The organism is Mesorhizobium sp. M1227, from assembly GCF_040318315.1.
Taxonomy (GTDB): domain Bacteria; phylum Pseudomonadota; class Alphaproteobacteria; order Rhizobiales; family Rhizobiaceae; genus Mesorhizobium.
In genome coordinates this window covers 40,281-54,286 of sequence record NZ_JAMYLZ010000039.1, presented here as the reverse complement: position 1 = coordinate 54,286, position 14,006 = coordinate 40,281, and the positions used below count along the sequence as shown (strand labels likewise).

At 64.6% G+C, this 14,006-nt stretch carries 13 protein-coding genes; 2 read left to right on the top strand and 11 right to left on the bottom strand.

Annotation, left to right across the window (positions count from 1 at the left end; translation table 11 throughout):
- Positions 1–114: 114 nt before the first annotated feature.
- The 3 genes from NKH28_RS29235 to NKH28_RS29225 form a co-directional block, all read right to left on the bottom strand.
- A complete protein-coding gene (locus tag NKH28_RS29235; RefSeq protein ID WP_352981003.1) occupies positions 115–939 on the bottom strand; it encodes a hypothetical protein in 825 nt (274 codons plus the stop codon).
- Between the two features lie 325 nt (positions 940–1,264).
- Positions 1,265–1,519 (bottom strand): exopolysaccharide production repressor protein, encoded by a 255-nt coding sequence (locus tag NKH28_RS29230; protein WP_352472098.1) that lies wholly within the window; start codon positions 1,517–1,519, stop codon positions 1,265–1,267.
- 195 nt (positions 1,520–1,714) lie between these two features.
- On the bottom strand, positions 1,715–2,836 hold the full coding sequence (locus NKH28_RS29225; protein ID WP_502898643.1) for a KamA family radical SAM protein: 1,122 nt from the start codon (positions 2,834–2,836) through the stop codon (positions 1,715–1,717).
- 509 nt (positions 2,837–3,345) lie between these two features.
- Between NKH28_RS29225 and NKH28_RS29220 the strand changes: the two genes are divergently transcribed.
- Positions 3,346–3,777 carry an SAM-dependent methyltransferase gene (locus NKH28_RS29220; protein WP_023675692.1) on the top strand — a complete coding sequence of 144 codons (432 nt, stop codon included), beginning with the start codon at positions 3,346–3,348 and terminating at the stop codon, positions 3,775–3,777.
- 61 nt (positions 3,778–3,838) lie between these two features.
- On the opposite strand, the gene NKH28_RS29215 is transcribed toward NKH28_RS29220, so the two are convergent.
- The 3 genes from NKH28_RS29215 to NKH28_RS29205 all read right to left on the bottom strand — a co-directional run bounded on the left by NKH28_RS29215 (position 3,839) and on the right by NKH28_RS29205 (position 6,837).
- Entirely contained in the window at positions 3,839–5,461 is a 1,623-nt protein-coding gene (locus NKH28_RS29215) for an ABC-F family ATP-binding cassette domain-containing protein (RefSeq protein WP_352472101.1), read from the bottom strand.
- 161 nt (positions 5,462–5,622) lie between these two features.
- Positions 5,623–6,174 (bottom strand): isochorismatase family protein, encoded by a 552-nt coding sequence (locus NKH28_RS29210; protein ID WP_352920177.1) that lies wholly within the window; start codon positions 6,172–6,174, stop codon positions 5,623–5,625.
- Between the two features lie 363 nt (positions 6,175–6,537).
- Positions 6,538–6,837, bottom strand: a complete 300-nt coding sequence (locus NKH28_RS29205; protein ID WP_352501204.1) for a WD40 repeat domain-containing protein — start codon at positions 6,835–6,837, stop codon at positions 6,538–6,540.
- Between the two features lie 153 nt (positions 6,838–6,990).
- Between NKH28_RS29205 and NKH28_RS29200 the strand changes: the two genes are divergently transcribed.
- A complete protein-coding gene (locus NKH28_RS29200) occupies positions 6,991–7,455 on the top strand; it encodes a GFA family protein (protein WP_352927675.1) in 465 nt (154 codons plus the stop codon).
- Between the two features lie 39 nt (positions 7,456–7,494).
- On the opposite strand, the gene NKH28_RS29195 is transcribed toward NKH28_RS29200, so the two are convergent.
- From NKH28_RS29195 to ligD, 5 genes are all read right to left on the bottom strand, one after another.
- Complete coding sequence (locus tag NKH28_RS29195; protein WP_352490951.1) at positions 7,495–8,265, bottom strand: exodeoxyribonuclease III; 771 nt, start codon at positions 8,263–8,265, stop codon at positions 7,495–7,497.
- A gap of 9 nt (positions 8,266–8,274) precedes the next feature.
- Positions 8,275–8,919, bottom strand: a complete 645-nt coding sequence (locus NKH28_RS29190; RefSeq protein WP_352981002.1) for an alpha/beta hydrolase family protein — start codon at positions 8,917–8,919, stop codon at positions 8,275–8,277.
- Between the two features lie 182 nt (positions 8,920–9,101).
- Positions 9,102–10,196, bottom strand: coding sequence for a tetratricopeptide repeat protein (locus NKH28_RS29185; RefSeq protein WP_352981001.1), 1,095 nt, complete (start codon positions 10,194–10,196; stop codon positions 9,102–9,104).
- Entirely contained in the window at positions 10,193–11,107 is a 915-nt protein-coding gene (gene ku, locus NKH28_RS29180; RefSeq protein WP_352981000.1) for a non-homologous end joining protein Ku, read from the bottom strand. The genes NKH28_RS29185 and ku overlap by 4 nt, the downstream gene beginning before the upstream one ends.
- Positions 11,108–11,510: 403 nt before the next feature.
- Positions 11,511–14,000: a DNA ligase D gene (gene ligD, locus NKH28_RS29175; protein WP_352980999.1), complete on the bottom strand. Its 2,490-nt coding sequence runs from the start codon at positions 13,998–14,000 to the stop codon at positions 11,511–11,513.
- Positions 14,001–14,006 lie beyond the last annotated feature (6 nt).

The following is a 14,006-nucleotide window of genomic DNA, read 5'->3' as shown; positions in this document are numbered from 1 at the left end:
GAATCGGTGATCGCAACGTCACCACCGTGCCATGGCCGCTCGCCCCTCAGAGCAAGCCCCGTTCTCTCTCCAAAACTTTTTGCAGAACCTTCAGCACACTATCTGTGGGGAGGGTTAGGGTGGGGGTCCATCTTCGTAAGAATCCAAATGCGATTGCCCTGCCACAAGGGGGGAGATCGGGAGCTTCGGCCGACTGCTCAAGCTCGCCTTCACCGCCGCCATCCACAGCCGGTCGATATTGGCCAGGAATTTCTCGTCGAGCTTTTTGAGGTGCTTCCAGTACATGCCGTCCTCGAAGAAATAGCCGAGATCCTTCTCGATCCTGTCGGCCTCCTCCGCCTGATCGAGCCGCAGGCCGGCAAGCATCTCGGCCTTCATTTCCGAAAGCCGCGAGGAAGAAAGCGCGCCGACTTCATCGAGCGTCAGCCGCGGGAAGATCAGCCGGCTGCGCGGCAGGTCAGATAGGTTGACGCACAGGCAGCCGCGCCGAAGCGCATGGATGAGCAGGCGGGCCGACTTCGCCTCGAGGTTGCGCAGGGTGACGTCGTTGCGCAGCGGATCGGCACGGCCGACGCCGTAAAAATGCGTGTTGCCGGGCTGGTCGTAAATCATGTCGCAGCCAAGGAATGCCAGCACGTCCGGCTTCTGACTGTGGATCGTCCAGTAGGCCGCCGTCATCGACATGGTGCCCCCGGCATAGACGAAGCCGCCAAAGCTGTTTTGCGCCGGCACGTAATGCGAGGCGCTGAAGATCTGCGCCTGCTGCAGGGGACCGCCTTGCGGCATCCGCTCCGCCGGGAAATCGCCGGCATGGACCAGGAAATCCCAGTCGGGCCGCACGCGCCAGGCGTTGTTGATGGCGACGATCTTGCCGAAGGCCTGCTTGGGCCAGGCGGCGCAACGCACGACATCGGGGGCGCTGCCGATCAGCAAGATCACGTTTGGCGTTCCGTCGATCACCACAACCCTCTCGACCGGCCGAAATGCATCTCGATGCCGCCCGGGTGAACGGCTTTATAGCCTCAACCGCCCATCGAAAACACCAGCCGGATTTAGGCTGCATCAACGAAAGGGAGCTTGCCAGCCGGTTGTAAAATGTGGCCTTAGGCACAGTCGTACAAGCAGCAGGCAGGTTTTCCCGCTAGCCCAAAAACGACGATATGAGTTGGGCGATATATATTAGTTGGCTAAACTAGCGGAACGTCCAACGCACATTCCCAGAACCGAACATGTCCTGTCTAGACCATGATATCTATATGGGACATTACTGCATAAGCTGAATGCGACCTCGACGGTTCGGCGGCACAGCCCTCAGACGCCGCGGCTTTGCCGCCGCGCCTTTCGCCCCGGATCCGTAGATCAACCGGACGACGAACAGGAAATATCCAACCTGCATGACGATCAAGGTCAAGATCGTCCAGGCCAGCGTCTTCCAGATTGAACCCGTCGCAAAGTAAGTCGAGATCGCCACGATGGACGATGTGGTGGTCAGCCCCACCAGGAACTGTGGAAAGTTCATGACTTTTCTGCGCCGCCCCGAAACTCGCAACAGCCGGGACGAACTCCCCTAACCCATTACCCCGGGCCAACGTTTTCACTATTTTAGCAATTGCGCAAGCACCAAATAGAACAGCAGTTAACGCATGCTTCCGTGATGAAGGGCTGCATGTCAGGTCACCAAGGTGGGCTGGCTTGGACAGCGGCTGCGCGTCCCCTACTCCCCAGCAACCTCCCTATACGCCCTCACCGCCCCATCAAGCCCACGTATTCGCCACGTCTCCCCTTCGCGCGCCTCGAGATAGGACGGGCCGAGCGGGACTTTCCCTCCGCCGTCCGGCAGGTCCAGCACGTAGACGGGATTGCAGATGCCCGACAGGCGCGCACGCAAGGCGCTGACCAGCGCCTGGCCCGCGGCGATCGTGGTGCGCCGGTGCGCCATGCCGCGCACGAGATCGCCGTGGTGCAGGTAATAGGGTTTGACGCCAAGGCGATACATCAGCTCGCGGCACAGCTCTTCCAGCACCTCGACCGTATCGTTCACGCCTTTCAGCAGAACGCTCTGGTTCAGCAGCACGAAGCCGCCCTGCCGCAACGTGCGGCAGGCCCGCTCGGTCGCCTCCGTGATTTCGCGTGGATGGTTGAAATGGGTGACGACAGTGACTATCAGCCGGCCCTGCAAGGCTTGAATCAACCCGCCGGTGACGCGCGACGGCAGCGCGACGGGTACGCGAGTGTGGATGCGCAACAGCCGCACATGCTGGATCGCCTCGACACGGGCGCGGATTTCCGCCAGCGCCCTGTCCGGCAGCGACAGCGGGTCGCCGCCGGTCAGGATCACCTCGCGGATTTCCGGATGGGCCGCGATATAGGCGAAGGCCGGCTCCAGCGCCTCGCGCGAAAAACCCCGGCCGATCGAGGTCAACTGCTCCTTGCGAAAGCAGAACCGGCAATAGACCGCGCATTGATAGGTCGGGAACAACAGAACCCGGTCGGCATGTCGATGCGTCAATCTAGGCACGGGACTGAAGGCGTGGTCGGCGATCGGATCGTCGAGTTCGCCCTCCTGCTCTGCCAGTTCGTCGGGCGACGGGATGACCTGAAGCCGTATCGGATCGGCGGGGTCGTTCCAGTCGATCAGGTCGAGATAGGCCTTGGGAATGCGAACCTTGTGGCGCGTGGCCGCGGCTTTGGCCGCCGCCCGCTCGGCTGGCGACAGCGGCAGCGAATCCAGATCGCCTACCTGCCGCACGCCCTCGCGAACATCGTCCCGCCATGCGGCATCCGCCTCGCGAGCGCGCCGGTCATCGGCTGCCACGCCGGCCGCATCGACCGCCATGCTGGCGTCGGGGATGTCGGGATGTGAGGTCATCGCAGGCTCCTTGAATTTCGGGCCGGGGTACAGCATTGAAGCCAGGACTTGAAGGCAATAAGCGGTGTTTGGCCGGATTGGAGGGCGCGGCAGGAAGCCACAACCGGCCATGATCAGAACAATCGTCCAACATCGCTGACGCAAAACATTAGCTTGCTCTTATATTAGCTTGAGCGTATACACATAAACGGCCGGTGATCTACCCCCCAACCGGTTAGGCTCGGCGCCAGTTCCCTCCCTACCCCTCAGGTCAACGACGCCGGGCCGCTCGGGCCCGCCCGGCCGCTCGGGCCCGCCCGGTCGCCCGCGGTCGAGACCGGATCGTCGGCCTCTTCGATGTCGATCATGCCCCCTGCTCAAGCAGCACCCAGCTGAACATGCCAGCTGAACACATCGGCGATGCCCGCGTCTCTCGGCCTTCCCGTCGCCGGCCGCGGTCGCTAATCTCGGATTGTGAAAAAGCTGGAGAACAGCGTATGGCGAACGACTTGTCGCCAAGGCTTTTGGAGATCGTCAATGCGCTGCCTTTGCGGCAGGGCATGCGAGTGCTGGAGATCGGCTGCGGACCGGGTGCTGCAGCGCGCGAGATCGCGCGCCGGATCGGCGGCGGGCACGTGCTGGCGATCGACCGCTCGGCCAAGGCCATCGCGCAGGCCGGGGCCGCCTCGCGCGCCGAGATTGCAGCAGGCCGGCTGAGCCTTCGCCAGATCGCCATCGAGGACTTCGAGTTGGAGGCCGATGAGAAGCACTTCGACATTGCCGTTGCCGTGCGCGTCGGCGCGCTGGACGGGCGTCATCCCGAAGCAGGAAAAATTGCCCTGCGACGGCTCAAGGCGGCGTTGACCGCGCAAGGCCGGCTGTTCATCGACGGCGGCGATCCGCTGCGCGAAATTGCGATACATGGCTGAGCACCTCGTGCTTGGCCCCCGGAATCGAGCGTCTACGTGACCGTGCGCGGCAGAGCCGGCCTCAGCTCCGCAACCCCGGCGCCTCCTGCCCGGTGCGCTCGACATATTCGGTATAGCCGCCGCCATAGGTGTGGATGCCCTCGGGCGTCAGTTCCAGCACCCGGTTCGACAGCGCCGCCAGGAAATGGCGGTCGTGCGAGACGAACAGCATGGTTCCCTCGTACTGCGACAGTGCCGTGATCAGCATCTCCTTGGTGGCGATGTCGAGGTGGTTGGTCGGCTCGTCCAGCACCAGCAAATTGGGCGGATCGAACAGCATCAGCGCCATCACCAGCCGCGCCTTCTCGCCGCCCGACAGCACGCGGCATTTCTTCTCGATCTCGTCGCCGGAAAAGCCGAAGCAGCCGGCCAGCGCCCTGAGCGGTGCTTGGCCGGCCTGCGGAAACGCATCTTCCAGCGTCTGGAACACGGTGCGCTCGCCCTCCAGCACTTCCATGGCGTGCTGGGCGAAATAGCCCATCTTGACGCTGGGCCCGCGCGCCACCGTGCCATTGTCCGGCTCGGAAGCGCCAGCGACCAGCTTCAGCAGCGTCGACTTGCCGGCGCCGTTGACGCCCATGATGCACCAGCGCTCGCGGCGGCGCACCTGAAAATCCAATCCCTCGTAGATCGAGCGGCTGCCATAGCCCTTGTGCACGTTCTTCAGCGTCACCACGTCCTCGCCGCAGCGCGGCGCCGGCTGGAAGTCGAACGATACCTTCTGGCGGCGCTTGGGCGGCTCGACCCGGTCGATCTTGTCCAGCTTCTTCACCCGGCTCTGTACCTGGGCGGCATGCGAGGCACGCGCCTTGAAGCGCTCGATGAAGGCGATCTCCTTGGCCAGCATCGCCTGCTGGCGCTCGAACTGCGCCTGCTGCTGCCTGTCGGCAATCGCCCGCTGCTGCTGGTAGAATTCGTAGTTGCCGGAGTAAGCGGTCAGCGAACCGCCGTCGATCTCGACCACCTTGTTGACGATGCGGTTCATGAACTCGCGGTCGTGCGAGGTCATCAGCAGCGCGCCGTCATAGTTCTTCAGGAACTGCTCCAGCCAGATCAGGCTTTCCAGGTCGAGATGGTTGCTCGGCTCGTCGAGCAGCATGGCGTCGGGCCGCATCAAAAGGATCCTGGCCAGTGCCACGCGCATTTTCCAGCCGCCGGACAGCTTGCCGACGTCGCCGTCCATCATCTCCTGGCTGAAGCCGAGGCCGTCCAGCACCTCGCGCGCCCGGCCATCCAGCGCGTAGCCGTCGAGCTCCTCGAAGCGGTGCTGCGCCTCGCCGTAGCGGGCGATGATCTCGTCCATCTGGTCGGCCTGGTCAGGGTCGCCCATGGCGTGCTCGAGCTCGCGCATCTCGGCCGCCACTTCGCTGACCGGTCCGGCGCCGTCCATCACTTCGGCCACCGCACTGCGGCCTTCCATGTCGCCGACATCCTGGCTGAAATAGCCGATGGTGACGCCGCGATCGACCGAGACCTGGCCTTCGTCGGGCTGCTCCTCGCCGTTGATCATGCGAAACAGCGTCGTCTTGCCGGCGCCGTTAGGCCCGACCAGCCCGACCTTCTCGCCCTTCTGCAACGCGGCGGAGGCTTCGATGAAGACGATCTGCCTGCCGTTCTGCTTGCTGATGCTTTCGAGACGAATCATGGTTTTCCGGGGAAGGCCAAAGGAGAGTTCCTGCGCCAATACGCGATAGACCGCGCCGGCGGAAGCCCGCAGTAGTGAGGCGCCCCGCGCCAAATTGTCTGAACCCGCCAGTTGCTTCCCGGCTGGATCAGGCTTTGACGGCGTAGGGATGAGCCGGCGGATCAGCTATCGGTCAGGGCTTTTGTCGTCGCCAGCTTGACCCCGGCGGCGGCAAATGCCGCATTGTGCCGGGCGATGATCTCCGCGGCGGTCTCGCTGGCCGCGTCGAGCGTGCTGTGGGCGTCGGAAACCACGGTGACGCCCAGGCCCGCTGCAAAGGCGCCCTTCACCGTGGCCGCCACGCAGAAATCGGTCTGCGCGCCGATCAGAACGACCTCGCCGGCGCCCTGCCCGGCCACCCATTCTGCAAGGGCGGCATTGCTGAACGCATCGCCGACACACTTGGCGAAAGTCGGCTCGTCCTCGGCCTGGCCGAGCGCCGGCCACACCGGCCAGCCCGGCTCACCCGGCGCCAGAGGATCGCCCTGCGGCCCGTCATGCCTGATGAAGGCGACTTTGCGCCCGCTGCGCCGCGCCCATTCGATCAGCGCGCGGGTGCGGGCAACGATGCCGTCGGCATCATGGATCGGCGGTTCGGCAACACCGTCGAACATGCCGGTCTGAAGATCGATCACGATGAGCGGCACGGTGGCCGCGGGGCTGGTCTCTGACATGGCCGCGAACATAGCGCTGGTGGTAGGCGGGTCAAGTATACGCGCCGAAGCCGACGCTGGAGCTGCCGATCTCCCCCCACCAGCGCAGGGCTATGGCAGATGGAAAGCCGAGACTTTCGCTCTACGATGGACCCCCACCCCTAACCCCTCCCCACAAGGGGGAGGGAGACTTCCGTTGGCGCTGACCTCGGCAAATTGCCTGCCTTTCGGCGCCAAAGGGGAAGTAAGGGCGCGCGGAAGCATTCCCTCCCCCTTGTGGGGAGGGTTAGGGTGGGGGTCCATCTTCGCAAGAATCCAAATGCGGTTGCCCAGCGCAACAGTGGGGGTGTCCAAGCCCCGGCGACGAAATTGGATATCCCGCAATCAATCCGGCGCCCCGGCGAAAAGCACCATCCTATCGGCGCCGCCAGCCGGCCAGTCCCTGATGCTGCGGTCGTAGCCGCCGGTCAGCACCGTGCCGCCCGCGGCAAAGGCAACCGCATAGATCGGGCCGGACTGGCTGTCGAACATGGCGAGCTGGTTGCCGGTCTGCCGGCGGTGAAACTGAGGCCGTTCGGCACCTCGCGAGCACGCCTCGCCCAGCGCCAGATACGCCTCGATGAAGCAAGCCGTGCCGATCACGATCATGAGGGCTGCAAGCAGCCTGTCAGCAAACCTGTTCATCTATCCGCTCTGCAATGATGGCGCTCGGCGCCTGGCTGTCGGTGATGGCTCAAGTCCACCCCAGCCCTTCGGCAGCAGCCGCAGGCATCGCCGCGTTTGCCGGGAGGCCGGTCGTGCGCTAGATCGCTGGCAGAGGCTAACGCGAGGCCAGCAATGGACGATTGGAAGCTACCTTGGGGCGGCGGTTGCCTGTGCGCCGGAATACGCTTTCGCATCAGCGCCCCGCCCTTGCTGACGATGGCGTGTCACTGCACCGGCTGCCAGAAGCTGAGCGCCAGCGCATATTCCCTGACCATCGCCGTGCCGAGCGACGGTTTTGCCATAACGCAAGGCGAGCCGGTGGTCGGCGGCCTGCACGGCCCGCACCGGCAGCTCTATTGCCCGCATTGCAAGAACTGGATGTTCACGCGCCCGCATGGCCTGGACTTTTTCGTCAACATTCGTGCGACCATGCTGGACGAGCACCAATGGTACGTGCCTTTCGTCGAAGTCTTCACGTCGGAAAAGCTGCCCTGGGCTTCGACCGCCGCTAGCCACAGTTTCGCTACGCAGCCCGACCTTGAGGGATACGCACCTCTGATCGAGGCGTTCGCCCGCGAAGCGGCGCGGCCAACTTGACTGGTTGCCGCCCGGAAAGGCGGCGCCAGCCTCCGTGCCTCACTTCAACTCCACCCAGACCGGCGCATGATCGCTGGCGCCGGTCTCGCCGCGCACGTCGCGGTCGATGCCCGCCGCTACCAGCCGGCGCGACAGCTTCTTGCTGAGCAAGATATGGTCGAGGCGCAGGCCGGCATCGCGCGGCCAGCGGTTGCGGCGATAGTCCCAGAATGTGTAGAGCGTCTCATTCGGGTGCTTCTTGCGCAGCGCGTCAAGCCAGCCCTGGTCGAGCAGCCGCTGGAACGATGCGCGGCTTTCCGGCTGGACCAGCGCGTTGTCGTCATAGGAGCGGGTCGGGTAGATGTCGCGCGGCTCGGGCACGATGTTGTAGTCGCCGGCCAGTACCACCGACAGGCCGGTGTCGAGCAACTGCGCCGCATGCGCCTCCAGCCTTTCGTGCCAGTTGAGCTTGTACTGGAATTTCGGGCCGGGCTGCGGATTGCCGTTCGGCGCGTAGAGGCAGGCGACGACGATGCCGTTGACCGCCGCTTCGATGTAGCGCGCCTGCTGGTCGCTATCGTCGCCGGGCAGCGCCTCGCGGGTCAGAACGGGTTCTGCGCCACGCGAAAGGATGGCGACGCCGTTCCAGGTCGGCTGCCCGACCCAAACCGCGCCGTAGCCGGCCGCCGCCAGCGCAGTGCGCGGAAACTGCGTCTGTCTCGCCTTGAGCTCCTGCAGGCAGGCGATGTCGGGTTTGGCGGCAGCCAGCCATGCGAGCAGGTTCGGCAGCCGGCTGTTGATGTTGTTGACGTTGAAGGTGGCGATCTTCATCGGCCTGCTTCAGCGCACGATGCGTTCGGTCCACGCCTTCACCGCATCAGCGAGCGTCTTCAGATGATCGGCGGTGGAGAAGCCGGAGATGTTTTTGCGCGGCTTCAGATCATGGTCGCCGTCTTCCAGCCAGAAGATCTCGATTGCATCGGACAAAGCATAGGTCGCGACCTCGTCTTTGGTCCCGAACTCGTCGCGCGTGCCCTGGAAGATCAATGTCGGCGTCTTGAGATCGGCCAGGTGTTTTGTCCGAAGCTGCGTCGGTTTGTCAGGCGGATGGAAGGGATAGCCGAGACAAAGCAGCCCTGAAATCTCGCCCTTCGAAAACATCTCGTCGGCGATCATCGAAGCGACGCGTCCGCCCATCGACTTGCCGCCGATGATCAGCGGACCCTTCACGCCCTTCGCCCGGAGGTCGGCGATCGCCTTGACGTATTCCGGGTTAACCGTCTCGGCGCGCGGCGGCGGCTTGCGGTGGCCGTAGCGGCGAGCCGCCATGTAGTGGAATTCAAAGCGCGCAACGCGGAAGCCGGCCTCGGCCAGCGCCTTTGCCGTGGCTGTCAGCGAAGGGGAGTCCATAGGAGCGCCTGCGCCATGGGCGAGCAGGATGGTGATTGGGGCGGTGTCGGGGCCATCGAAGAGGAAGGTGGTCATGGGGACTCCAACGCTGGTGACCCCTTCTCCCCTTGTGGGAGAAGGTGGCCGAGCGAAGCTCGGTCGGATGAGGGGTGTTCCAGGGAACGCCGACGCCTCATTTCTTCCAACACCCCTCAACCGTCTCGGCGCTGCGCGCCGAGCCACCTTCTCCCACAAGGGGAGAAGGAGGCGCTACTACCTCACCCTGCCGACATCCGCGCCAGCTGCAAATCGACAAACTGGATTCCCCGCGCGGCCGTGCGCGCCCATTCGGAATTGGCGTCGAGCTCGAGGTAGCGCACCCAGCGACGCCGCGCCTCGGCGAGATTGCCGGCGTCGAACTCCAGCCTGGCAAGGTTGAACACCGCGTCGGCATAATTGGGATCGAGTGCGATCGCCTTCAGCAAATGGCGGCGCGCCGAGGCTACCCGCCCCTCTTCGCTCATCAGCCCGGCGAGATTGAACCAGGCCTCGACGAAGCCGGGATCGAGCTTTATGGCGCGGGCATAGTCGTGCGCCGCCTCGGCCGCCTGGCCGGCGGCGCGCAGGCAGTTGGCGCGGTTGAAGGCGGCGATGGCATCGCTTGGGTCGATGGCCAGGCAGCGCTGGTAGAGCGCCGCCGCCTGCTCGTGCTCTTCAGCCCCTTCCGCCGCCTCGGCATCGGCGAACAGCTCTTCCAGCGTGTCGTCATCCTGCGTTCCCAGATCGAACAGCAGCTGGCCGTCGAGTTCGCTCTGGCCGCCTTCGAGATAGATCGCATCGGCCCGCCCGTGCTGCGAGCCGACGGCGAGCGACTTGGCGGTGAGCGAGGCGACCGGGCCCGAGCGGTGCACCGAGCGCGCAATCGCCCCCCACGAGGCGCCGCCGGCAACCAGCCCGGCATATTTGCGGGCGAGGATCAGGTCGCGAAAGGAATACGGTTCGCAATCATGCTCGAAGGCATCGAACAGCGACAAAAGGTCGAGATCCTCGCCGGTCAGCCGCGACTGGTCGATCAGCGACTGCCGCGACAGCGCCGAAGCCTCCGGCGCTTTCATCAGGCCGAGCAGGCGCAGGAAGCCGTTCTCGCTGACCAGCTTGCGCCCGGCCGCGCGCTCCGCAGCAGCGCGACGCTCGATCTCGCCATCGCCGGCTTTGGCGAGCAACTTGCGGCCCAACACGACATGTGTGGTGCGCCGAGTGACGCCGCGCCGCAACTGGCCGTGCTGGCGCTCGACCTCGCGCGCCGCCAGCCTGAGCGGAAAGGCCGCCAGCGCGCCGACGATGCCGAAGACCGTGCCGGCGAGAGCCGTCACGCCTTGCTCTTGCCGACGGCTTTGAGAAGGTTCGCCTTGAGCGGGTTTTCCTTGGCCGCGCCAGCGCCGGCCTTGGCGGATTTCGCCGCGGGCTTGGCCGTTTCATCGGCCTTGCTCTTCGACTTGGCCGGCGGCTTGGCCGATTGCGACAGGCTCGCCTTCAGCGCGTCCATGAGATTGATGACATTGCCGCGCTCCGGGGCCGCCGCGATGATCGGCTTATGGCCCTTCAGCTTCTCGCGGATCATCGCCATCAGCGCGATCTCGTAGCGGTCCTCGTAATTCTTCGGATCGAAGGTGGTTTCCTTCTGCTTGATCAGCGCCTCGGCCAATTGCAGCATTTCGGGATCGGGGTTTCCGGCCGGGATATTGCCGAAATACTCAGCCGTGCCACGCACTTCGTTCGGATTCCTCAAGGTGCAGACGAACATGCCGTTCTCGCGCGCGCCGATCGTCACCACGCGCTCGCGGCTGGACAGCACCAGGCGGGCGATCGCCAGCTTGCCGGATTTGCGCATCGCTTCGCGCAACACGGCAAAGGTCTCCTCGGCCATTGCGCCGTCCGGCGCCAGGTAATAGGGCGCGTCCTGATAGATGACGTCGACCGAATGCTCGTCGACAAAAGCCTCGATGTTCATCGTATGGCTGGATTCGATGCGCACCGCATCGAGATCGGAGTCCTCGATGATGATGTACTGCTTGTCCTCGTATTCGTAGCCCTTGACCAGGTCCGAACGCTCGACCAGCCCGAGCTCGGGGTCGACCGGCTTCATGTTGATGCGGTTGTGCGTCTTCTTGTGCAGCTGGTTGAAGCTGATGCGTTCACTCGCGCTCGTCGCCGGATAGAGCCGGACCGGACAGCTGACCAGACTGAGCTTGAGGTAACCTTTCCAACTTGCCCTGGGCGCCATGAAATACTCCTACGCGGCCTTGTGCTGTCGAACTGTTCGCAGCGTTCATTCGTCCCGAGGACGAATGCGGCTGCCGAAATCCTACATTGCCCTTACAATACCGGCAAATCCCTAGCGAAATCTTCCATCTCGGCTGAGGGGTCGGCGGTGGGACCCGGCGGGAAGATTAATTCAAATTTTCCGGAGCGTCGATGGAGTCTGGAGCCGCGCTCGCAGAACTTGGTTCCTCGCCCCACGAAAGTGGGGAGAGGTGGCTCGGCGAAGCCGAGACGGAGAGGGGAATGGCGCCCCTTCGCCCACAAGAGAATCTCTTCCTCCGCCGGCGAAGACCCCTCTCCGTCCGCTATGCGGCCACCTCTCCCGGCTTTCGCGGGGCGAGGAACCCTAGTTCTGCAAAGCCCGCTTACTTGACCACCGGCAAATCCCGGGCGAAATTTTCCATGTCGGCCCAAGGGTCGCCTGACGTCGCCAGCAGGCCCGGCAGTGACGAATAATTCAGATCCTGCGGGGCGTCGATGGTCGCCAGGTCGCTCCAGCTCACCGGTGTCGAGGCTGGCAAATTGGTGCGGGCGCGCAGCGAATAGGGAGCCGCCGAGGTGTGGCCGCGCGCATTGCGGTGATAATCGATGAAGATGCGCCGCTTGCGGTTATCCTTGCCCATGGTGGTGGTGAAAGTGTCGGGCGCGGTGGCGGCAAGATGCGTCGAGATGGCGCTGGTCGCCTGGTGCAATTTCTTCCAGTTCTGCTTTTGCGTCACCGGCACTGATATGTGGATGCCGTGGCCGCCGGACGTCTTGGCGAACGGCACCAGCCCTAGCTCTTCCAGCTCGCCCTTAATGTGCACCGCCGCCTCAACCACCTCGCGCCAGGCGATCCCCTCGCCTGGGTCGAGGTCGAAAACGATCAGGTCCGGCTTGTCGAGCCGCGTGCGATGGGTGCCCCAGGTGTGGAACTCGACGACACCGAACTGCGCCAGCGCCAGATAGCCCTTGGCGTCTTCCACCGAGAGATAGGATTTGGTCTCGCCCTCCGAATTGGTCGCTTCGAAAGTCGCCACAGAGGACGGCATGCCGGTGAAGGCGTGGCGCTGGAAGAAACAGTCCTGCGGCCTGCCGGTCGGGCAGCGCACCAGCGACACCGGCCGGCCGAGAATGTGCGGCAGCATGAAATCGCCGACCAGCGCGTAGTAGACGGCAATGTCGAGCTTGGTCGGGCCGGTCTTGCCGAACAGCCGTCGCGTCGGGTTGGTCACCCAGATGGTGGCGAGATCGGCCTCGGCGATCAGCCGCTTGCGCTTGGCCGAAACCGGCGTCGACAGGCCGACGTCGCGCAGGCCGCGGAACACCGCATGGCGCAGCGCATTGTCGGTGGTCCGGTTGGCGTAGTGGATGTGCGCCGAAAGCAGCGGCCGCACCCAGTTCATCTCGCGCATGATCTCGCGCGGAACGCCTTCCGGCGCGGACGCCCCGGCGCGCAAAGGCTCCAGCCGGGCCAGCAATTCGCCGGCGGTTCCCGCATCGAAGCCGGTGCCGACCTTGCCGCGATAGTGCAATTCGCCATCCTCGAATTCGCCGAGGCCGAGTGCGGCCAGCCCCTCGGCCGCGTCGGAGACAGTGTAACCGGCGATAACGAAATCGCCGGTCTGAAGCGCCTTGGTCTTGGTCCAGGTCTTGGTACGGCCGCTCTGGTAGATTGCCGTGGCGCGCTTGGAGACGACACCCTCGAGCCCCATCTCGGATGCCTGGTCATAAAGTGCCTGGCCGTCTCCTTCGACATGATCGCTGAGCTGGATGGCCGAATTGGCGCCGAGACCGGACAGCAATTGCGAAAGCAGCGCCTTGCGCCGGCGGAGCGGCGCTTGTCTCAGGTCCCAGCCGTCGAGATACAGAAGATCGAAGGCGTAGAAGTGGAGCCTGTTGCCGGCGCCTTCGGCCAGCGCATTCTGCAAAAGGGCAAAGCGGCTGATGCCCTTGGCGTCGAGCGCGACGACCTCGCCGTCGATGATCGCCTCGCGGCACGGCAGCCTGGCGAAGGCAAGCGGCAGGTCGCCATAGCGCTTCGTCCAGTCGAGGCCGGCGCGGGTGATCAGCCTGACTGCGCCGTTAGCGAGATGCGCCATGGTGCGGTAGCCATCGAATTTGATCTCGTGCAGCCAGACTTCGCCCGTTCGGGCCGCTGGGTCATCGCCGCCCGGCGGTTTCGAAACCTGCGTCGCCAGTTGCGGCTCGATGCGGGTGGGCAGCGGCGCCTTGACGGCGCCCGGCAAAGCACCAGGCTTCAGCACCACCGGCCTGGCAGGCTTGGCGGCCGGCTTCGGCGTTGCCGCCAGTTCCTCGATGCGGCGTCCGGATTTGACGCTTTCCGGCCGGGCTTCCAATATGTCGAGCTTGGCGTCGGCGGCGAGATCGCGCTCCTTGAACAGCAGCCAGTTCTTCTTGCCCGCATCCTCGCCGGGCTTCGGTTTCAGCCGCGTCAGCATCCAGCCGCCATTCAGCTTTTCGCCGGCGAGGCGGAACTTGAAGGAACCGGTGCGCAGGCTCTTCTCGACATCGTCCATCGGCGCCCAGACGCCGGTGTCCCAGACGATCATCGGCCCGCCGCCATATTCGCCTTCGGGAATGACACCTTCGAAGTCGATATACTCGAGCGGATGGTCCTCGGTCTCGACCGCCAGCCGTTTGTCGGCGGGGTTGAGCGACGGGCCGCGCGGCACCGCCCAGCTCTTCAGCACGTCGCCGACCTGCAGGCGAAGGTCGTAGTGGTCGGCGGTGGCGTGGTGCTTGTGAACGACGAAGCGGTTGCCTTCCCCGGCAACCAGCCCGCCGGCGGGTTCCGACGTCCTCGTGAACTCGCGCTTGGCGCGATAAGCCTTGAGCTTTGGCGGGGCGGTCACGGCCAC

What these genes read in the sequence shown, in the direction of transcription:
- NKH28_RS29230 (WP_352472098.1), bottom strand. Translation starts at nt 1,519, where the DNA reads ATGAACTTTCCACAGTTCCTGGTGGGGCTGACCACCACATCGTCCATC.
- NKH28_RS29225 (WP_502898643.1), bottom strand. Translation starts at nt 2,836, where the DNA reads ATGGCGGTCGATGCGGCCGGCGTGGCAGCCGATGACCGGCGCGCTCGC.
- NKH28_RS29220 (WP_023675692.1), top strand. Translation starts at nt 3,346, where the DNA reads ATGGCGAACGACTTGTCGCCAAGGCTTTTGGAGATCGTCAATGCGCTG.
- NKH28_RS29215 (WP_352472101.1), bottom strand. Translation starts at nt 5,461, where the DNA reads ATGATTCGTCTCGAAAGCATCAGCAAGCAGAACGGCAGGCAGATCGTC.
- NKH28_RS29210 (WP_352920177.1), bottom strand. Translation starts at nt 6,174, where the DNA reads ATGTCAGAGACCAGCCCCGCGGCCACCGTGCCGCTCATCGTGATCGAT.
- NKH28_RS29205 (WP_352501204.1), bottom strand. Translation starts at nt 6,837, where the DNA reads ATGAACAGGTTTGCTGACAGGCTGCTTGCAGCCCTCATGATCGTGATC.
- NKH28_RS29200 (WP_352927675.1), top strand. Translation starts at nt 6,991, where the DNA reads ATGGACGATTGGAAGCTACCTTGGGGCGGCGGTTGCCTGTGCGCCGGA.
- NKH28_RS29195 (WP_352490951.1), bottom strand. Translation starts at nt 8,265, where the DNA reads ATGAAGATCGCCACCTTCAACGTCAACAACATCAACAGCCGGCTGCCG.
- NKH28_RS29190 (WP_352981002.1), bottom strand. Translation starts at nt 8,919, where the DNA reads ATGACCACCTTCCTCTTCGATGGCCCCGACACCGCCCCAATCACCATC.
- ku (WP_352981000.1), bottom strand. Translation starts at nt 11,107, where the DNA reads ATGGCGCCCAGGGCAAGTTGGAAAGGTTACCTCAAGCTCAGTCTGGTC.